The sequence below is a fragment of the Streptomyces sp. 796.1 genome, from assembly GCF_047525675.1.
Lineage (GTDB): Bacteria > Actinomycetota > Actinomycetes > Streptomycetales > Streptomycetaceae > Streptomyces.
Window position 1 is genome coordinate 50,722 of the sequence record NZ_JBLIWA010000018.1, and the last position, 20,217, is coordinate 70,938.

Below are 20,217 nucleotides of genomic sequence, written 5' to 3' on the forward strand. Positions count from 1 at the left end.
GGCCCCACGGAGGCCGGCGCAGCCCGGTCCGGCGCCGGCGCGGCGGGGCAGGCCGGCGCGCCCGCCGCGGGCCCCGGCGTCGCCGCCGCGATGGCCGGCATGCCGGCCACGCCCGAACTCCTCGCCAAGGTCGCCGCCCTGCCCCCGGCGACCGACACCCCCGACATCGACGAGGCCGCGGCGACCCGCCCGGAGCGCGACTACGGGCTGCGCCAACTGCTGCGCGGCTTCGGCAAACCACTGGCGCTCAGCCTGCTGCTCGTCTCGCTGGACGCGCTGGCCGGGCTGTTGCTGCCGGTGCTGATCCGGCACGGCATCGACCAGGGCGTGCAGCGCATGGCGCTGAACGCGGTGTGGGCCGCATCCGGCCTGGCCCTGCTGGTGGTGCTCGGGCAGTGGGCCGCCCAGATCGGCGAGACCCGGATGACCGGGCGCACCGGTGAGCGCGTCCTGTACTCGCTGCGCGTGAAGATCTTCGCCCAGCTCCAGCGGCTCGGCCTCGACTACTACGAGCGCGAGCTCAGCGGCAAGGTCATGACCCGGATGACCACCGACGTCGACGCGTTGTCCACGTTCTTGCAGACGGGTCTGGTCACCGCGCTGGTCAGCCTGCTCACCTTCTTCGGCATCCTGGTCGCGCTGCTGGTCATCGACGTGGAACTGGCCCTGGTGGTCTTCGCGACGCTGCCCGTGCTGATCGTCGGCACCGTCTTCTTCCGACGCCAGAGCGTCAAGGCGTACGAGTTGGCCCGCGAGCGGGTCAGCGCCGTCAACGCCGACCTCCAGGAGAACGTCGCCGGGCTGCGCATCGTGCAGGCGTTCCGCCGCGAGGACAGCGGCCAGCAGCGGTTCGCCGAGCGCAGCGACGCCTACCGGCAGGCCCGGGTGCGCGGCCAGTGGCTGATATCGGTGTACTTCCCGTTCGTCCAACTGCTGTCGTCGGTGGCCGCCGCGCTGGTGCTGATCGTCGGCGCCGGCCGGGTCAGCGACGGCACGCTCACCGCGGGCGCGCTCGTGGCGTACCTGCTCTACATCGACCTGTTCTTCGCCCCCGTGCAGCAGCTCTCGCAGGTCTTCGACGGATATCAGCAGGCCACCGTCTCGCTGGGCCGGGTGCAGGAGTTGCTGCGCGAGCCGACGACGACGCCGGTGGCCGAGGCGCCGCGGCCGGTGCAGCGGCTGCGCGGCGACATAGCCTTCGATGACGTGCAGTTCCACTACGGCACGGGCGAGCAGACCGAGGCCGCGCTGACCGGCATCGACCTGCGCATACCCGCCGGCCAGACGGTGGCCTTCGTCGGCGAGACCGGTGCTGGCAAGTCCACCCTGGTCAAGCTGGTGGCCAGGTTCTACGACCCGTCAGCGGGCCGGGTGACCGTGGACGGCACGGACCTGCGCGAGTTGGACCTCGCGCAGTACCGGCACCGGCTCGGCGTGGTGCCGCAGGAGTCCTACCTCTTCCCCGGCACGGTGCGGGACGCCATCGCGTACGGGCGCCCCGACGCGTCCGACGCGGAGGTGGAGGCCGCGGCGCGGGCGGTGGGCGCGCACGACATGATCGCCGTGCTGGACGGCGGCTACCTGCACGAGGTCACCGAGCGGGGCCGCAACCTCTCCGCCGGGCAACGGCAGTTGATAGCCCTGGCCAGGGCGGAGCTGGTGGGTCCCGACATCCTGCTGCTCGACGAGGCGACCGCCGCGCTCGACCTGGCCACCGAAGCCCTGGTCAACCAGGCCACCGACCGGCTCGCCGGGGCCCGTACCACGCTGGTGGTGGCGCACCGGCTGACCACGGCCGCGCGCGCGGACCGGGTGGTGGTCCTGGACCACGGCCGGGTCGTCGAGGACGGCACGCACGAGGAACTGCTGGCGCGCGACGGGCGGTACGCGCGGCTCTGGCACGCCTTCACGGGGGGCGATAAGGCCACGACGGCTGCGGTCGCGGGTTGACGGGCCCGCGCCCGGGCGCCGCGCCGCCGCCCCGGCTCGCCCCAACCCCGCGCCCGGGCGCCCGCGCAACGGTCCCGGCCCGTCCTGCCCCCGCCGGACGCCCGCGCCCCTGCCCCGTGCCCGTGCCCGTGCCCGGCTGTAAGGCCGGTTCAGCCCGGCCGCCCTGTCCTAGGACCGGGCCGCCGGCCCGTACCGGCCGCGGCATCACCCCAACGGGCGTACCGTCAGCCGGTCACTCCAGCCGGTCATCCCAGACGGCCACTCCGGACGGGGCGCCCCAGGTCGGTCACCCGGGCGGGGCGGGGCAGGGGGGCGCGGGGGCAGGCCGGACCGGGTCAGCCGAGCCAGCGCCCGGGCTACGGCTCCATCCCGCTCGCGCGGGCGATGGCCTCCACCTCGCGGCGGTCCGCCTCCCGTTCGGCCGCCTCGGCGGCCACCCGGCGTCTGTGCCGGTCGAGGAAGTCCGGGTCGCAGGCGCGGTCCTGCGGCACGAGGACCTTCATGCCCTTGGCGTAGGGCGTGTCCCCGAGGTCCACGACGACCCGCTCGTCCTGCGAGGTCAGCAGCCCGAACAGGACCAGGAGCTCGGCCTGGAGGTCGGGCGTGAACAGCTCGCGTTCCTCGGGGCCCATGCCCAGTTCGTAGGTGCCGCCGCGCACCGCGGGTGAGACGCTGAGCTCGCGGAGCAGCCGCATCAGGAGTTCGAGGGACGGCGGATCGATGCGCTGCGCGAGATCACTCAGGTGTTGGCGTAACCGTTCGGCCCGTTCGCTCGGTTCGGGGGCCGCGGGCCCCTGGGGTTCCTCTCGGTCCATGCCGACAGCATGGGTCATCTCACCCAACGAGGGGAGGGGGCCGACACAGCGTAACGGCGGCCGGCCGGGCGCTCCGGGGCCGGGACGGAAGTCACTGCACCCCCTGCGAACTGGGGCTAGCCGTTCGCAGGTGCTCCCTATAGGTTCACGGCGACCACTGTGAACTTTGTGAAACTCCTGGGGAGGGCGAATGCACAAGTCGCTCAGATGGCTGCTCACGCTGGTGGTGCTCATCGGCACCGTCAGTGTGGGCTCTGCTTCGGCCGGTACGGCCACCGCCGCGGAACCGGACGACATCAAGGAACGCATCCTCGACATACCGGGGATGAGCTTCATAGAGGAGAAGCCCTACGACGGGTACCGCTTCCTCGTCCTCAACTACGAACAGCCGGTCGACCACCGGCGCCCGTGGAAGGGGACGTTCAAGCAGCGGATCACGCTGCTGCACAAGTCCGTCGACCGCCCCACGGTCTTCTTCACCTCCGGCTACAACGTGAGCACGAGCCCGCGCCGCAGTGAGCCGACGCAGATCATCGACGGCAACCAGCTCTCCATGGAGTATCGCTTCTTCACCCCGTCCCGGCCGCAGCCGGCCGACTGGAAGAAGCTCGACATCTGGCAGGCCGCCAGCGACCAGCACCGCCTGTACCAGGCCCTCAAGCCGATCTACGGCAAGAAGTGGCTGGCCACCGGCGGCAGCAAGGGCGGCATGACGGCGACGTACTTCCGCCGCTTCTACCCGCACGACATGGACGGCACCGTCGCGTACGTGGCCCCCAACGACGTGGTCAACCACGAGGACTCGGCGTACGACCGGTTCTTCGCCCGGGTCGGCAACCGCGAGTGCCGCGCCAGCCTGACCGCCGTGCAGCGCGAGGCCCTGGAGCGCCGGGACCGGCTGGTCGCCCGCTACCAGAAGTGGGCCGACGAGCAGGGCCGCACCTTCACCGTGATGGGCAGCGCCGACAAGGCGTACGAGAACGCCGTGATCAGCCTGGCCTGGGCGTTCTGGCAGTACAGCCTGGAGAAGGACTGCGCCGACGTGCCCGCGCCGACCGCGTCCGACGACGTGCTCTACAACTACATCGACAAGATCTCCGGCTTCGAGTCCACCACGGACCAGGGCCTGGCCGGCTACACGCCGTACTACTACCAGGCGGGCACCCAGATGGGCTGGCCGACGGTGCAGTACAGCAAGCTGCGTGACCTGCTGCGCTACCCGGGCATCGACGCGCCGCGGCACTCCGTCCCGGCCGAGATCCCGATGCGCTTCGACCCGCGCCCGATGCGGGACGTGGACCACTGGGTGCGCCAGCACGGCCAGCAGATGCTGTTCGTCAACGGCCAGAACGACCCGTGGGGCGCCGAGCCGTTCCACGTGAAGCAGCGCAACGACTCGTACGTGTACACGGCGCCCGGCGCCAACCACGGTGCCAACATCGCCGGGCTGCCCGCCGCGCAGAAGGCGAAGGCGACCGCGCGCGTCCTGGAGTGGGCGGGCGTGCAGCCGGCGGCCGTGAAGTCCGGCGCGCAGACGGCGAAGCCGCTGGCCGCGTACGACAAGAAGCTCGACCGCCAGGAGTTGACCCGCGAGTCCGCACTGCGGCCGTAGCGGAGGCGGCTGGTCGACACCGGTACGTGCGCGCGTGGCCGGCCGGTGTGGTGACTCGCCGATGCGGAGGGGCGTCCGGATTCCGGGCGCCCCTCCCGCGCGTCCGGGCGCGGGACGGCGCGGCCGATTGCGGCAGGCCAGGCTGGGGTGGCCGGTGCGCGGCGGGGCCGCGGGCCATGGACTGCGGGTCGTAGCTGGCGGGGTGCGCGAGTGGGGCGCCGCGCGGGTCAGCCGGCCGCGCGGTGCGGCCAGTGCTCCTGGAGGATGCGTACGGTCTCGGTGATGGCCGGGCGGCGGGCGGCGCCAGGGCGCCAGAGCGCGTACAGCCGGCGCACGGGGGTCGGTTCGAGCGGTACGACGACGACCCCGTCCGGCACCGGGCCCCGGCCGAGGCGCGGCACCAGGGCGATTCCGAGACCGGCCGCGACCAGCGCCAACTGGGTGTGGTACTCGGCGACCTGGTACGCCAGGTCGGGTTCGTGGCCGGAGGCGCGCAGCGTCCGCACCAGCCAGTCGTGGCAGACCGAGCCGGGCGGCTGGCAGATCCACCGCTGGTCGGTCAGGTCGGCGCGGCGCAGCACGGCGCGGCCGGCGAACGGGTGGTCGCCCGGCACCAGGACGTCGGACGGGTCGTCGCCGATCACCGCCCGCTCCACGCCGTCGGGCGCCGGCAGCGGCGAGATGTCCCAGTCGTGGGCGACGGCCAGGTCGATCACGCCGCGGGTCACCAGATCGGGCGAGAGGTGCGGGTCCACCTCGATCATCCGGGTGTCCAACCCGGTGTGCCGGGTGGCGAGTTCGGCCAGTACGGAGGGGAGCAGACCGCGCGCGGCCGAGGCGAACGCGCCGATCGCCAGCCGGCCCGACGGCTGCCCGCGCCGCTCTTCGAGCGTGGTCTCGGCGCGCTCCACGATGGACAGCAGTTCCTGCGCGGTGTCGGCCAGGTGCTGCGCCGCGTCGGTGAGGGCAATGCCGCGGCCCTGCCGTTCGAGGAGTGTGGTCCGGGTCTCCCGCTCCAACTTGGCGATCTGCTGCGAGATGGCCGACGGGGTGTAGCCGAGGGCGATCGCCGCCGCACTGACCGAACCGTGTACGGCGACCGCGTGCAGCGCCCGCAACCGCGCCAGGTCCAACATGTGTCCGCCCCCTCCGCCCCTCGCCCGTATCGCCTTGTCGGCCCCACCGCCCGCCTCGGGGCAGCTTGTAGCAATGCTTCATCCAACCATGAAGACACTTGCGCTGGTGCTACAAGGTTCGGCGGAGCGATGCTCGACGGCATGCGACCCGTTCACATCGCCCTGGCCGTGTTCGTCGCCGCCGCCTGGGGCGTCAACTTCGTTGTCATCGAGATCGGACTCGACCACTTCCCGCCGCTGCTGTTCTGCGCCCTGCGGTTCGCCGCCGCTGCGGTACCGGCGGTGTTCCTGATCGGCAGGCCGCAGGTCGCCTGGCGCTGGGTGATCGGGGTGGGGCTCGCGCTCGGCGTGGCCAAGTTCGGGCTGCTCTTCATCGGCATGCAGCAGGGGGCGCCAGCGGGGCTCTCCTCGCTGGTGCTCCAGGTGCAGGCGGTGTTCACGGTGCTGTTCGCCGCCCTCGTACTCGGCGAGCGGCCCGGCCCGGCACGGCTGGTGGGGATGGGTGTGGCACTGGTCGGCATCGCGGTGGCCGCGGTGGACGAGGGCACCTCGGGCCCGCTCGTCGGGCTGGGCCTGGTGGTGGCCGCCGCGCTCTGCTGGGGCGTGTCGAACGTGCTGACCCGCAAGGCCGCACCGCCGGACGCGCTGCGGTTCATGGTCTGGGTGAGCGTGGTGCCGGTGCTGCCGCTGGTGGTCCTGTCGCTGCTGTTCGAGGGCCCGGACGCGGACCTGGAAGCGCTGCGCGGCCTCGACTGGAGCGGCCTCGGCGTGATCGCGTACGTGGCCTGGTTCACCACCCTGTTCGGCTTCGGCGCCTGGGGCCTGTTGCTGCGCACGTACGACGCGTCCGCGGTCGCCCCGTTCTCGCTCCTCGTGCCGGTCTTCGGGATGTCGTCCGCGGCCCTGCTGCTGAACGAGGAGGTGAGCCCGCTGCGCTGGCTGGCCGCGGTGCTGCTGGTGGGCGGAGTGGCGCTGACCTCCTTCGCCGGCGTCCGACGCGGGGGGCGGGCTGGCGGCGGGCCCGACGGGCGGGCCGGGGCGCGGGCCGGCGGGCCCGGCGATCGGGTCGCGGCGGAGCCGGCGGGGAGCGCCACTGCGGCGCGGTGACCGCTGCGGGCTGCGGGCTGCGGGGCGGGGGCCGGCCCGCGTCGGTGACCGGCCCCGGGAGCGGACCCGAAGCCCGGGGCCGAGAGCCGAGCCTGGAGCCGAACCACCGCGAACCCGGGCCCGAGCCCCAACCCGAGCCGGCACCCCAACCCGAGCCGGCACCCCGACCCGCGCGCGGGGCTCGGCCCAGCGTCGGGGCCTGAGGGGGGGCGTACGGGGCCCGCCACTACGGCCGGGCCTCGGCCCCCCGGCCAGCGGTGCCGCGCCGTGCGTCCTGCGACGCCTCGGCCAGGAGCGCGTGCAGCCGGTCGCGGCCGGCTGCGAGCAGCGGTGCCAACTCGGCCGCCTGCGGGTACCAGCGCTTCTCGTACTCCCAACACACCCACCCCGTACGGCCGGGGCCGGGCAGCGTGGTGCCCGTCGCGTCCTCGCGCAGCCACTCGGCGAGGCACGCGCGCAGCGGGAGCACCCCGGCGCCGAGCGGCAGCGGGGTCGTGTCCTCGGCCGACGCGACGTCCTTGACCTGCACGTAGCCCAGGTGCGGGGCGAGCACCGCGTACGAGGTGGCCGGGTCCTCGCCGCCCAGCCAGGTGTGCAGCACGTCCCAGACGGCGCCGACGTCGAGGTGGCCGACCGGACCGAGCGCGCGGCAGACGGCGGCCCCGGTGCGGTGCGAGTCGTGGGTCTCCAGGAGCACGCGCACCCCCACGTCGTGGGCGTACGGTGCGGCGGCGGCCAGTCGGCGGGCGGCCGTCGCGTCCGCCTCGTCAGGGTCCTGGTCGCCGCCGCCGGGGAAGACCCGGACGTACTCCGCGCCCAGGTCGTGGGCGAGCGTGAGGAGTTCACGCAACTCGGCGAGGACGGGTGCGTCGGGGCCTGCGGCGGCGACCTGCACGTAGCCGGCGACGGTGAGGACCGCCACGCCCGCCGCGCGGAACTCCGCGGCCACCGCCGTTCGTTCGGCCGGGCCGAGTCCGAGGTGCACCGGCTCTTCGGGGTGGGCGCGCAGTTCGACGCCCTGGTAGCCGTGTTCGGCCGCCAGTCGGACGACGTCGCGTACGGGCAGGCCGGGCAGGCCGAGGGTGGAGAAGGCGAGCTTCATGCGGGGCTCCAGGACACAGGTGCGCGCGGGCGCAGACGGCAGGACACAGGGGTGCGCACGGGCGCACACAGCCGAAGGGGGTACGGCACGCCGGGCGGTCGGCCCGGCCGGACCAACGCCGGCACGGGCCCCGCCCCGCGCCACCAGGGCTGTCGTTACCTCCGCGTGCCCCCAGAGGTCACTGTTACACCTGTGGGTGTGCCACTGCCGGTGGTTGCCCCCGGCTCCTGAACCGGTCGGTGACCGGCCCGCGACTGCCCACCGTCCCAGGGGCGCCCCAGCGACTGGGGCCCCCGTCGGCTCGGCACCGCCGACGGCTCACGACGTCTCGGCGGGGTCGGTGGGCGGTGGCGCCGTGGAGTTACGGATCATCAGCTCGGCGCGGATCATGGCCACGCCGCCGGGGGGCGCGGCCTCCCGACCCAGCGCGAGCCGGCCGGCCCGCGCGCCCGCCTCGTACAACGGCAGCCGTACGGTGCTGAGCGCCGGGGCCGCGTCCACACTGAACGGCAGGTCGTCGAAGCCGGCGACGGACACGTCCCGCGGAATGCTCAGGCCCATGTCGCGCAGGGCCGCGCAGGCGCCGAGCGCCACCGTGTCGTTCGCGGCGACCAGCGCCGTGATGCCCGGCTCGCGCCGCAGGAGTTCGCAGGTCGCGTCGTACCCGGAGGCCCGGTCGTACGCCCCGTGCACCACCAGCGGCAGGTCCGCCGGCGGCGCCGGCGCCGGCTCAGCGTGGGCGCCCCCGGCCGGCGCAGCGGCGGGCGCGCCGGTCAGCGGCCCGTCAGGGTCCGGGCCGTCCGCGGGCGCCGGGGCAGTGGACCCGTCCCGTACGGCGCGCAGTTCCGCGCGGGTGGCCGGCGGTACGGGGGCCAGGCGCGGCGCGCTGTCGGGGGCGGGCGGGCCGCCGTCGGTCCGCTGGCCGGCCGGGCCGCCGGCCTGGGGCACCTCGGCGGGCGTCGGGATGCCGTGCGCGGCCAGCGCGGCGAGGTGGCCCTCAAGGCGGTGCCGGGTGGTGGTGCGGTCGGCGGGCCCGGCGATGTAGCCGATCCGTCGGTGGCCGAGGGTGAGCAGGTGCTCGGTGAGGCGGCGGGCGCCCCCGCGGTTGTCGAAGGTGAGGGTGAGCGCGCCGGGCACCGGCGGTCGGCCGCAGAGCACCACCCGGGTGCCGGCCGAGGTGAGCCGCGCCACCCGGGCAGCCAGCCGCTCCGTGTACGCCGGGTCGTCCGCCGCGCTGCCGGTGAGCACCACGGCCCCGGCGCGCTGGCGCTGCAACAGGGTGAGGTAGGTGAGTTCGCGCTCGGGGGAGCCGTTGGTGTTGCAGACGACGGCTAGCTTCTCGGCGCCACCGGCGCTGGCCGGGCCCGTCGGCGCCTTGGCCGGGGGACCGCCGATCGCCGCGCCCCGTGCGTCGGGCCCGGGAGCCGCGGGCGGCCCGCCGCCGATCTCGGCCTGGATGGCCCCCGCCATGATCCCGAAGAACGGGTCGGCGATGTCGTTGACGAGGATGCCCACGAGGTCGGAGTTGGCCGCGGCGAGCGCGCTGGCCGGCCCGTTGACCACGTAGTCCAGGTCGTCGACGGCCCGTAGCACCCGGGCCCGAGTGGCCTCGGCGACCGGATAGTTCCCGCTCAGCACCCGGGAGACGGTGGCCGCCGACACCCCGGCCCGCGCCGCCACGTCCGCCAGGGTCACCGTCATCGCTTCCGCTCCATCCGCCGTCCTTCACCCCTACTGTCGTCGGTGCTGCCGAACCGGCCGTCGTGTCGATCGTGTCGTTGGTCGCGCCGCGGACCGTGGTCCTGCGGCTGGCCTTCGTGGTCCTGCCGGTGCCCACGGCGCGGCCCCGGCACGGCGCGGCGGCGCGCGGGGCGGCCCGTCCGCACGGGGCGCCGGGCCCCGTCGCCGAGCGGCCGGCGCCCGCCGGGCACGACCGGAGTGCCGGGCCGTGGTGCGCTCTGCGTACGCCCCCGGCCAAGGCGCAGGGTAACGGTGCCGGGTGCACGCACGGTGGCGGGCACCCGTCGCCCGCCCCACCGGCCGCCCCGACCGGGGCCCGCGTACGGCGTTTGGAACGGTGGGAGGCGTCGTACGTGACGCGCGGGCGCGCGGAGCACCGTGCGGAGGAGGCGCCCCGTATGCAACTCCCTTGCCGGGGGCGCTGGTTGCTGCCGCGGCCGGTCGGCGGTGCGGCGTGCGGCGGCGGTACGCGCGCGTGTGGGAGCGGGCGGCGACGTTGGGCGCGCGGGCGGCCAAGGGGCGTCCGGGGAGGGGCTGTTGGGGCTGGCGGGCGGGCGGGGCGGGGGACGGAGCGGTGGCGGAGCTGCCATGGGCTGGCCCAGGGAAGTGCGAGCGGGGCGAACCCCGGGCGACCCCGGGGGAGCCACATGGTAACCACGCCCGGGCCGGCTGCCGAGGCCACCTTCCACGGCCGTCGGCGGAGCGGCCCCCGGGCGGCTCCACCGGGCGTTTCCGCAGCCCGCGCGCCGTCCCGCCGCAGCACGTACCCGCTGACCGCACGTAACGGATAGATAACAGCGAGAAATCGTGCAACCCTTCCCGGCCGCAGGGGGTCGTTACTGTCACTGGCTCCTGCGGAGGGGAATCTGGGGGGATTTCGAGCGGAGCCAGTGGAGGGGGAACCTGAGGGGTCTGGTCCTTGACCGGGCCCCTCAGGAACAGCCGGCCCCGCCGCCGCCCCCTCAGGGACTCGACCCCGTAGTTCCCTCGCGAATTCGGGCCCGCCGCCCCGCAGTCCCGCAACCTCCCCCTCCCTCGGGGCCCTGTCCCCGACCAGCCGGCCGCGAACCGGCCACCACCTGGCGCTTCGTGGCGGGAGTGCGGCACCGCGGGGGCTGCGCCCGGCCCTGGGCGCGGTGCTGGTGGCGGAGTTATCCACAGGCTCGCACGAGTGTCGGACTCCGGCGGTACGGTCGCCTCATGTTCAAGCTCGCGGTGGTCGAAGGGGTCCTGGAGCGGATCACCTACTCCAATGAAGAGAACGGCTACACGGTCGCGCGGGTCGACACCGGAAGGGGCTCCGGTGACCTGCTCACCGTCGTCGGCTCGCTGCTCGGTGCCCAGCCGGGGGAGTCGCTGCGGATGGAGGGCCGTTGGGGCTCCCACCCGCAGTACGGCAAGCAGTTCACGGTGGAGAACTACACGACGGTGCTGCCCGCCACCGTCCAGGGCATCCGCCGGTATCTGGGCTCCGGCCTCATCAAGGGCATCGGGCCGCGGATCGCCGACCGCATCACCGAGCACTTCGGGGTGGAGACGCTGGACGTCATCGAGCAGCAGCCGGAGCGGCTGATCGAGGTGCCCGGACTCGGCCCCAAGCGGACCAAGATGATCGGCGCCGCCTGGGAGGAGCAGAAGGCCATCAAGGAGGTCATGGTCTTCCTCCAGGGCGTGGGCGTCTCCACCTCGATCGCGGTGCGCATCTACAAGAAGTACGGGGACGCCTCCATCTCCGTCGTCCGCAACCAGCCCTACCGCCTCGCGGCCGACGTCTGGGGCATCGGCTTCCTCACCGCCGACCGGATCGCCCAGGCCGTCGGCATCCCGCACGACAGCCCGGACCGGGTGATGGCGGGCCTCCAGTACGCACTGTCCCAGTCCGCCGACAACGGCCACTGCTATCTGCCCGAGGAGCAACTCATCGCCGATGCGGTGAAGTTGCTCCAGGTGGACACCGGCCTGGTCATCGAGTGCCTGGGCGAGTTGGCCGAAGACCCGGAGGGGGTGGTGCGGGAGGCGGTCCCAGGGCCCGCCGAAGGGGAGCCGGTCACCGCCGTCTACCTGGTTCCCTTCCACCGCGCGGAGCTCTCGCTGGCCGGGTCGCTGCGCCGGCTGCTGCGCGGCGAGGAGAACCGGATGCCCGCGTTCCAGGACGTCGACTGGGACAAGGCACTGGCCTGGCTGGCCCGGCGCACCGGCGCCGACCTCGCGCCCGAGCAGCAGCAGGCGGTGCGGCTCGCGCTCTCCGAGAAGGTGGCCGTGCTCACCGGCGGCCCCGGCTGCGGCAAGTCCTTCACGGTCCGCTCGGTCGTCGAGCTGGCCCGGGCCAAGAACGCGAAGGTGGTGCTCGCCGCGCCCACCGGCCGGGCCGCCAAGCGGCTGTCCGAGCTGACCGGGGCCGAGGCGTCCACCGTGCACCGCCTCCTCGAACTCAAGCCCGGCGGGGACGCTGCGTACGACCGGGACCGACCGCTCGACGCCGATCTGGTGGTGGTGGACGAGGCGTCGATGCTGGACCTGCTGCTCGCGAACAAACTGGTCAAGGCCGTGCCGCCGGGGGCGCACCTGCTGCTCGTCGGCGATGTGGACCAGCTTCCCTCGGTGGGCGCCGGCGAGGTGCTGCGGGACCTGCTCGCCCCCGACAGCCCGGTGCCCGCCGTCCGGCTGACCCGGATCTTCCGCCAGGCCCAGCAGTCCGGGGTGGTCACCAATGCGCACCGGATCAACTCCGGGGTGCCGCCGCTGACTCAGGGCCTGCCCGACTTCTTCCTCTTCGTGGAGGACGACACCGAGGAGGCCGGGCGGTTGACGGTGGACGTGGCCGCGCGGCGCATCCCGGCGAAGTTCGGGCTCGACCCGCGCCGCGACGTCCAGGTGCTCGCCCCCATGCACCGCGGCCCCGCCGGCGCCGGCACCCTCAACGGCCTGCTTCAACAGGCCATCACCCCGGCCCGCCCCGACCTGCCCGAACGCCGCTTCGGCGGGCGCGTCTTCCGCGTCGGGGACAAGGTCACGCAAATCCGCAACAACTACGAGAAGGGCGCGAACGGCGTCTTCAACGGCACCGTGGGCGTCGTCACCGCGCTGGACAACGAGGAGCAGCGGCTGACGGTCCGCACGGACGAGGACGAGGAGGTCGGGTACGACTTCGACGAGCTGGACGAGTTGGCGCACGCGTACGCGGTGACCATCCACCGCTCGCAGGGCAGCGAGTACCCGGCGGTGGTGATACCCGTGACGACCGGGGCGTGGATGATGCTCCAGCGCAATCTTCTCTATACGGCGGTGACCCGGGCGAAACGCCTCGTGGTCCTGGTGGGCTCCCGGCGGGCGCTGGGGCAGGCCGTCCGCACCGTGAGCGCGGGCCGGCGGTTCACCGCACTGGATCACCGGCTGGGTGGCGGCGGGGCCCGGGCCGTACCCGCCGGGTTTCCGGAATCGGAGATAAGGGGGCAGGATGGGCATGATGGCGGCACTGAGTGCCGCAATTAGGTCCGATGGCCGACCCCGAGTGCACGTTCATCGTCCAAATGGGGGAAGGTAGAGCTAGTCAGGGCACCTCGAAGAAGAGGCACAACGTCGGTGAGGGATGACGTGAGCGACAACTCTGTAGTACTGCGGCACGGGGACGGCGAATACACCTACCCGGTGATCGAGAGCACCGTCGGCGACAGCGGCTTCGATATCAGCAAGCTCCGCGCCCAGACCGGTCTGGTGACCCTGGACTCGGGATACGGCAACACTGCTGCATACAAGTCCGCGATTACCTACCTCGACGGTGAGCAGGGCATTCTGCGCTACCGGGGCTACCCGATCGAGCAGCTTGCGGAGCGCAGCACCTTCCTGGAGACGGCGTTCCTGCTGATCAACGGGGAGCTGCCGACCGTCGACGAGCTGGCGACCTTCCGTAACGAGATCACCCAGCACACGCTGCTCCACGAGGACGTCAAACGCTTCTACGACGGCTTCCCGCGTGACGCGCACCCGATGGCGATGCTGTCGTCCGTGGTCAGCGCGCTGTCGACGTTCTACCAGGACAGCCACAACCCGTTCGACGAGAAGCAGCGCCACCTGTCGACGATCCGGCTGCTCGCCAAGCTGCCGACGATCGCCGCCTACGCGTACAAGAAGTCCGTCGGCCACCCGGTCGTCTACCCGCGCAACGACCTCGGCTACGTCGAGAACTTCCTGCGCATGACCTTCTCGGTGCCCGCCGCCGAGTACGACCTCGACCCGGTCGTGGTCGGTGCGCTGGACAAGCTGCTCATCCTGCACGCGGACCACGAGCAGAACTGTTCGACCTCCACGGTGCGCCTGGTCGGTTCGTCGCACGCGAACATGTTCGCGTCGATCTCGGCGGGCATCAGCGCGCTGTGGGGCCCGCTGCACGGCGGTGCCAACCAGTCGGTGCTGGAGATGCTGGAAGGCATCAAGAACACCGGCGGCGACGTCGACACCTTCATCCGCAAGGTGAAGGACAAGGAAGACGGCGTGAAGCTCATGGGCTTCGGGCACCGCGTCTACAAGAACTTCGACCCCCGGGCGAAGATCATCAAGTCGGCGGCGCACGACGTCCTGTCCGCGCTCGGCAAGTCCGACGAGCTGCTGGACATCGCGCTGAAGCTGGAAGAGCACGCGCTGGCCGACGACTACTTCGTGGAGCGCAAGCTCTACCCGAACGTCGACTTCTACACCGGCCTGATCTACCGCGCGATGGGCTTCCCGACCGAGATGTTCACCGTGCTCTTCGCGCTCGGCCGGCTGCCCGGCTGGATCGCCCAGTGGCACGAGATGATCAAGGAGCCGGGTTCCCGCATCGGTCGTCCCCGCCAGATCTACACGGGCGTCGTCGAGCGCGACTTCGTCCCCGTGGAGGAGCGCTAGCCCAGAACGGCGAGGGGCGGCGGCCGGACCGCGTGCGACTCCTCGCCGGGTGCTCCACCGCAAGCCACTGACGCTCATGACTACCGCCACGCCGGGCGGGCCGCACCACGGCCCTGCCCGGCGTCGTGGTGTTCCGGGGCCGGGGCGCACGGCCGGGCCCGCACCCCGCGCCGGTGGTCAGTCCGTGGCGTGCGGGAGCAGCATGCGCAACATCTCCTCGAACTCGGCGACCCCCGGCGGGGTGTCGGTCAGGAGCGCCTGGAGCAGCAGCCCGTCAATGGCGGCGACGACGACCCGTACCCGGGTGGGGTCGTCGGTGTGGGCGCGGGCGAAGTCGGCCGCGGCGTCCAGCCACACCTGGGTGACCTCGCGCAGCTCCGGGCGGCGGGCGGCCAGCAGGTAGAGCTCGTACTCGGCGAGCAGATGGCCGGGCACGGCGACCACGTCCGCCATGAGCCGGGCCAGCGAGCGGCGGCTGTCGACCCCGCCGCCCGTCTCGGCCGCAAGGCGTCGCATGCGCGCGGCGTCCTCGGTCATCACGCTGGTGAGCGCAGCGCACAGCAGGTCGTCGATGCCGCGGAAGTAGTAGGTGGCCGAGGTGGTCGGCAGCCCGGCTTCACGCGCCACCGTGCGGTGGCTGACGCCGCTGGCGCCGTCCCGTTCGACGACGCGCAAGGTCGCCTCGATCAACGCCTGCCGCCGCCGCTCCCCCTTGACCCGCCGCCCGTCGGTGGCGGGTGTGGTGGGGCTGGTGGGGGGTGTGGTGCCGCGGGTGGCTGGCGTGGTGCGGTTCGCGGTGGCGGGCGTGGCGGGGCTGGCGGCGGGCGCGGTGCTGCTGCCTGGTGCGGTGGGGCTGGCGGCCGGTGTGGTGCCGCTGGTGCGGCTTCCCCCTTGCCCGTCGCCCTCTCGTCCGCCTTCCCCCGGTCCGCTTCCGCTCGCCCCCGGCCCGCCGCGGTCGGTCCGGTGCGACGCCTCACGTTCGTTCAGGACACGCTCTCCTCACCCGGCGGCCGAGCGCTCCCGCCCGACCGCGATCCGAGCCGGGGCCGCGGCCGGCCGGACCGGGCGCGGTGCGATCTGCCCCGGTACGACATCTCTCCGTACGACCTGCCTCGGGTACGCCACGGAGCCAGCCGCAGGGATGCGCACCCCCGCTACGCCGACCACTCCGCACGGGGCCGGCCCGACGGGGGCAGCGCCCCAGCAACCGTGACCGTACCCCGTCGGCCCGTACCCCGTCCGCCGGCGGGACGCGCCGGGGTGCGCCGGGACGCGCCGCCCCGTACGGGCCGATGAGAGCCGGGCTCGGCGCCGGGGCCCCGGGACGGAAGGGCGCCGGGTCGGCCACCGGGCACCGGCTGCACACCGGCCCCGCTTCCCGCTTCCCGCGTCGTACGCGACGGCCTCAGCCGGTCACGCACCGGGCGTCGTCGTCGGCCGGCGCGCCGGGACGCACGGCAGGAGCCACCTCCGAGCCGGAGGCCGTACCGACCCCCGGGCCCGGGGCGGAAGCCGCACCCGAATCCAGGCCCGGCCCCGGGGCCGCACCCGAACCCACCTCCGGGCCGGAGGCCGAACCCACCTCCGGGCCGGAGGCCGAACCCACCTCCGAGCCGGAAGCCGAACGCACCCCCGGGCCGGAGGCCAACCCCACGGCCCGCGTCAGCGGTCGATACCCCAGGACCGCCAGGACCGCCGCACCGGCGCCCGCCGTGATGGCCACGGCGAAGCCGCCGCGTGGGCCGTGGGCGTCGATCATGACGCCGGAGAGCGAGGAGCCGGCGGCGACGCCGGCGGCGAGGCCGGTCGTGGCCCAGGTCATGCCCTCGGTCAACCGGTGCGCGGGGACGGTGCGCTCGATCAGGTTCATGATCGTGATCATCGTGGGGGAGAAGAAGACACCCGCGAAGAACACCGCGACCATCAGCCCGAGCACGCCGTTGACCAGCAGGAACGGCAGGGTGGTCGCGGCCGTTCCGAGCACGCTGCACACCAGCAGGCGCGGCAGCGGCATCCGGGGCGTGACGGCCCCGAAGGCGAGCCCTGCCGCGCAGGACCCGACGGCGTACACGGCGAGGATCGCGCCGGTCGCGCCCGGCTGACCCTGTTCGTCGGCGAAGGCCACGCTCACCACGTCCACCGTGCCCACGATCGTGCCGCCGGCGAGCAGCGTGAGGACGAGCACGAGCAGCGGCCCCTCGCGCAGCGCCGACCCGCCGGACTCGCGGGCCCGGGGGCGTACCGGAGGTTCCGTACCGCGTTGTACGACGAACAGGGCGACGCCCACGGCCAGCAGTGCGGCGGCGATCAGCGGGCCCGCCTCGGGGAAGAGCGCGGTGCACAGCAGCACCGAGAGCACCGGGCCGACGATGAAGGTGACGTCCTCCACCACCGCCTCCAGCGCGTACGCGGTGTGCAGCGTCGGCGAGCTGCGGTACAGCTCGGTCCAGCGGGCCCGGACCATGGCGGCCATGCTCGGCATGCAGCCGGCGAGGGCCGCGAGCGCGAACAGTGTCCACACCGGCGCTCCGTAGTGCGCGCAGAGCAGCAGCAGACCGAGGGCGACGACGCTCACCGCGGTGGCCGGTGGCAGCACCCGGCGCTGCCCGTAGCGGTCGACGAGTCGGGATATCTGCGGTCCGACGAAGGCCATGGAGAGGGTGAACGTGGCGGCGACGGCGCCGGCGGTGCCGTACTGCCCGCGCAGCTCGGACAGCATCGTGATCAGCCCGATGCCGGTCATGGAGAGCGGCATCCGGGCGACGAAGCCGGCGGCGGAGAAGGCCCGCGCGCCGGGGGCGGCGAACAGCGCGGCGTAGGGGTTGGCCATCGCAGCTCCTGAGAAAGTGGGACGGTTGTACAAGTTTTTTATCACGGGTGGGCGCGGAGCCGCGTGGCGCGCGGGTGCGCAGGGGTGCGTGGGTACGCAAGTGGAGGGGCGGTGGCGTGCTGCCCTGGGGGTGGGTGCGGCGCGGTGGCCTGGGCGGCAGGGTGCGCCGGAGTGCACAGACGTGAAGAAAGTGAAACCGGCGTGCGCGGGCGCGGTGCCGGTGTACGGGGAGTGAGGGCGGGGGCTTCGACGCGCCCCTGCATACGGGGTGGGAAGGGGTCCCGGCGCCCGCGGGCGGCCCGCGTCGGGGGCGGCCGGAAAGGCGAAAGCGCCCCACTACCGATCCCCCCACGGGTCGGAGCGGGGCGCTTTCTGTTCCCCGGTGACGGATTCCCCCCACGGGACCCGGCCGGGAGCCTTGCTGGCCACGAGGGCCAGGCGCCCGCGAACTGCCGGGACGCGTACGAATCGGGAGGGCCGCTCAAAGCTCCCCGGTACGTCGCCCCGGCCACGCGAAGTCTGGAAACGTCCCCCAAGACGTCCCAGCACCACACAGTTAGACTCGCGACCCCCGCGAATGGTTACCCCCAACCCACTGTGATCTGCGTCTCTTGCCATATGGGTACGTAAAAGGGCAAGGGCCTCGATTTGAATTTCCAGGTGCTGGCGTATGGGTGTTGTGTTCCTTATGGGGATTTCGTGAAGGCGAAAAAAGATGGCGATCCGCTGCAACCGGCCCGTCGGTTGCGTGGGCGCGACGACTGGTTGCACAACCGAGGTGGCGATCTTGTGAGCGGGTGGGGGCTGCGGGTGACCCCGCGTGGCCCTGCGTGACTCCGCGTGGTGCCGGCTGGCACCGGGTGTCGGCGGGCTACCGGGCTGTCGGACTGCCCCGTCGGGCGCGGCGCGCATCCCGCCGGTCGTACGTCGTGCGCATCCCGCCGGCGGCGTGCCCTGCGCCGTCCCGCCGGCCGGCCCGCATCGGCCGGCCCCGCGCATCAGCCCGTACGCACATGTACGCGCACGTATGCACGCGCGCGTACGCATGGGGGCCGGGTTGTACGGAGCGCTGTTGCTCCGTACGACCCGGCCCCTGTCGTGCGTGGTGCCGAAGGCGTTGCGCCTCCGGGTCAGGCGGCGCGGCCCGTGAGTTCGTAGCCGGCCTCGTCGATCGCGGCGCGGACGGCCTCGTCGTCGAGCGGGGTGGCGGAGACGACCGTCACCTGGCCGGTGGCGGCCACGGCCTTGACCGAGGTGACCCCGGCCAGCGCCGAGACCTCTTCGGTGACCGCGCCTTCGCAGTGGCCGCAGGTCATGCCCGTCACCGCGTACACCGTGGTGACGTCGCCCTCGGCGGCCGGGCGGGGGGCGGTGTGGGACTCGGAGGTCATGGCGGTCTCCTTGGGGGTGAGGTCAGGTCGGTCGAGAGCGGCCGGGGCGGGCTCGCCGCGGCGTCTCATGGCCCTCATCTTATACCCCTGGGGGGTATCGAGTCACGGGGGCTCGGCTGCTCCGTGCCCGACTACTCGGCGCGCCGCCGGTTGCGTGGCCTCTGGAGCACCCAGTCCCGAATCGTGTCCGCGTACCAGAAGGGCTTGCCGTTCTCGACGACGTCGGGCGTCGGGAGCAGGCCGTGCTTGCGGTACGAGCGCACGGTGTCGGTCTGGACGCCGATGTGGGCGGCGATGTCCTGGTACGACCAGAGGTTGCGATCCGTCATCTCTTGGCCCTCCTCGGGCGCCGCAGTCGCGGCGGATCGGGCCGTCGGGGGAGCTGCGGCGACAGGTGTCGTTGAACGCTTGAGTTGTGCCCGGTGAACGACGCTGAGTGACCGAATGCGTATGTCTGTTGATGGTCTGTGACGGAATGGGCGGAAAAGCGTGACGATGGTGACCGCGGGGCGACGGAGGTCACGAAGCGTCGTTGGCGGGGCCGGGTACGAGATCGTCCATGAGGTCGTCCACGAGCGCGTGCACCTCGCTCAGTTGCACGGGCCGGTGCTCCCGCCGGGACAGCTCGCACGCCTCGGCCACCAGCAGCGCGCTCAGCGCCTCGTCGCCCGAGCACGGATTGCCCCGCTCGCCGCGTACGGCCTGGAGGAAGGCGGCCAACTCGGCCCGGTAGGCGGCCTGGAAGCGGTCGGCGAAGTCGCGCCAGGGGCGGGCGGGGCCCGGCGGGCCGTCGGGTTCCGCGGAGGTGAACGGCGTCCGGTCGCCGAGCCCGATGACCCACTGGGCGCGCTCGCCGGCGAGTTCGGTGCGCACGTCGTAGCCCGCGCCGTTGTACCGGGTCGCGGTCGCCGTGACCAACGTGTCGTCGTCCAGCGTGAGGACGGCAACCGCGGTGTCCACGTCGCCGGCGGCGCGGAAGTACGCGGCGCCGGCCGCCGATCCGGTGGCGAACACCTCGGTCACCGCACGCCCCGTCAGCCAGTGCACGGCGTCGAAGTCGTGCACCAGGCAGTCCCGGATCAGCCCGCCCGAAGCGGGCAGGAAGTCGGCCGCCGGCGGGGCCGCGTCCGAGGTGACGGCCCTGATGGTGTGCAGCCGGCCCAACTCGCCGGTGCGCAGGGCCCGTCGGGCGGCCAGATAGCCCGCGTCGAACCGGCGCTGGAAGCCCAGTTGGAGCAGCGTGCCGGCTGCGCGCACCGCGCGCAGGGCCGCGAGCGTGCCCGGCAGATCGGTCGCGACGGGCTTCTCGCAGTACGTGGGCAGGCCGGCGCGGGCCGCGCGGGCGATCAGTGCGGCGTGCGAGGCGGTCGCGGTGGCGATCACCAGGGCGTCCGGCCGCGCGGCGAAGACCTCGTCCACGTCGGCGGCGGCCCGGGCGTCGACTGCACCGGCCAACGCGCGCGCCCGCGCGCCGTCCGCGTCGCCGATCAGCAACTCCGTGACGTCGTCCAGGCCGGCGAGGGTCGCGGCGTGCACGGCGCCGATCCGGCCGGCGCCGAGGAATCCGATGCGCATGGGTGGCTCCCGTGGCTCCCGTACGACCCGTCGTCCCCGTGCGAGTGGGGGGCGTCCGGGGCGGGCTGGTGGGGC

General features: G+C 73.4%; 14 protein-coding genes. 5 read left to right on the top strand and 9 right to left on the bottom strand.

All coding sequences use genetic code 11. From position 1 onward, the window contains the following. Positions 1–1,950, top strand: a 1,950-nt coding sequence (locus ACMA1D_RS14240; protein ID WP_414724316.1) for an ABC transporter ATP-binding protein, incomplete at its 5' end; no start/stop codon positions are given. Between the two features lie 356 nt (positions 1,951–2,306). Here the strand turns inward: ACMA1D_RS14240 and ACMA1D_RS14245 are convergent. After that, positions 2,307–2,765, bottom strand: coding sequence for a hypothetical protein (locus ACMA1D_RS14245; protein ID WP_414724317.1), 459 nt, complete (start codon positions 2,763–2,765; stop codon positions 2,307–2,309). A gap of 190 nt (positions 2,766–2,955) precedes the next feature. Here ACMA1D_RS14245 and ACMA1D_RS14250 point away from each other — a divergent pair, with 190 nt between their 5' ends. Beyond that, positions 2,956–4,377, top strand: coding sequence for a S28 family serine protease (locus tag ACMA1D_RS14250; RefSeq protein ID WP_414724318.1), 1,422 nt, complete (start codon positions 2,956–2,958; stop codon positions 4,375–4,377). Between the two features lie 227 nt (positions 4,378–4,604). On the opposite strand, the gene ACMA1D_RS14255 is transcribed toward ACMA1D_RS14250, so the two are convergent. Next, entirely contained in the window at positions 4,605–5,513 is a 909-nt protein-coding gene (locus tag ACMA1D_RS14255) for a LysR family transcriptional regulator (RefSeq protein WP_414724319.1), read from the bottom strand. Between the two features lie 141 nt (positions 5,514–5,654). Between ACMA1D_RS14255 and ACMA1D_RS14260 the strand changes: the two genes are divergently transcribed. Further along, the gene (locus ACMA1D_RS14260; protein WP_414724320.1) at positions 5,655–6,620 is read left to right on the top strand and encodes an EamA family transporter; all 966 of its coding nucleotides are present in this window, start codon (positions 5,655–5,657) and stop codon (positions 6,618–6,620) included. Between the two features lie 226 nt (positions 6,621–6,846). On the opposite strand, the gene ACMA1D_RS14265 is transcribed toward ACMA1D_RS14260, so the two are convergent. Both ACMA1D_RS14265 and ACMA1D_RS14270 read right to left on the bottom strand, forming a co-directional pair. Continuing rightward, positions 6,847–7,722, bottom strand: a complete 876-nt coding sequence (locus ACMA1D_RS14265) for a sugar phosphate isomerase/epimerase family protein (RefSeq protein ID WP_414724321.1) — start codon at positions 7,720–7,722, stop codon at positions 6,847–6,849. Positions 7,723–8,040: 318 nt separating this feature from the next. Then, positions 8,041–9,423, bottom strand: a complete 1,383-nt coding sequence (locus ACMA1D_RS14270) for a LacI family DNA-binding transcriptional regulator (protein ID WP_414724322.1) — start codon at positions 9,421–9,423, stop codon at positions 8,041–8,043. Between the two features lie 1,239 nt (positions 9,424–10,662). Between ACMA1D_RS14270 and ACMA1D_RS14275 the strand changes: the two genes are divergently transcribed. Together ACMA1D_RS14275 and ACMA1D_RS14280 are read left to right on the top strand one after the other, a co-directional pair. Further along, positions 10,663–12,954 carry an ATP-dependent RecD-like DNA helicase gene (locus ACMA1D_RS14275; protein WP_414724323.1) on the top strand — a complete coding sequence of 764 codons (2,292 nt, stop codon included), beginning with the start codon at positions 10,663–10,665 and terminating at the stop codon, positions 12,952–12,954. Positions 12,955–13,056: 102 nt separating this feature from the next. Further along, a complete protein-coding gene (locus ACMA1D_RS14280; protein WP_414724324.1) occupies positions 13,057–14,346 on the top strand; it encodes a citrate synthase in 1,290 nt (429 codons plus the stop codon). A gap of 177 nt (positions 14,347–14,523) precedes the next feature. On the opposite strand, the gene ACMA1D_RS14285 is transcribed toward ACMA1D_RS14280, so the two are convergent. From ACMA1D_RS14285 to ACMA1D_RS14305, 5 genes are all read right to left on the bottom strand, one after another. Beyond that, the gene (locus tag ACMA1D_RS14285) at positions 14,524–15,036 is read right to left on the bottom strand and encodes a TetR/AcrR family transcriptional regulator (RefSeq protein ID WP_414724325.1); all 513 of its coding nucleotides are present in this window, start codon (positions 15,034–15,036) and stop codon (positions 14,524–14,526) included. A 715-nt stretch (positions 15,037–15,751) separates the two neighbouring features. Further along, positions 15,752–17,176 carry an MFS transporter gene (locus ACMA1D_RS14290; protein ID WP_414724326.1) on the bottom strand — a complete coding sequence of 475 codons (1,425 nt, stop codon included), beginning with the start codon at positions 17,174–17,176 and terminating at the stop codon, positions 15,752–15,754. Between the two features lie 1,130 nt (positions 17,177–18,306). Beyond that, positions 18,307–18,567: a heavy-metal-associated domain-containing protein gene (locus tag ACMA1D_RS14295; protein ID WP_349990911.1), complete on the bottom strand. Its 261-nt coding sequence runs from the start codon at positions 18,565–18,567 to the stop codon at positions 18,307–18,309. 131 nt (positions 18,568–18,698) lie between these two features. After that, positions 18,699–18,896 carry a helix-turn-helix transcriptional regulator gene (locus tag ACMA1D_RS14300; RefSeq protein ID WP_414724327.1) on the bottom strand — a complete coding sequence of 66 codons (198 nt, stop codon included), beginning with the start codon at positions 18,894–18,896 and terminating at the stop codon, positions 18,699–18,701. 190 nt (positions 18,897–19,086) lie between these two features. Further along, positions 19,087–20,142, bottom strand: a complete 1,056-nt coding sequence (locus tag ACMA1D_RS14305; protein WP_414724328.1) for a Gfo/Idh/MocA family oxidoreductase — start codon at positions 20,140–20,142, stop codon at positions 19,087–19,089. Between the last annotated feature and the right edge of the window lie 75 nt (positions 20,143–20,217).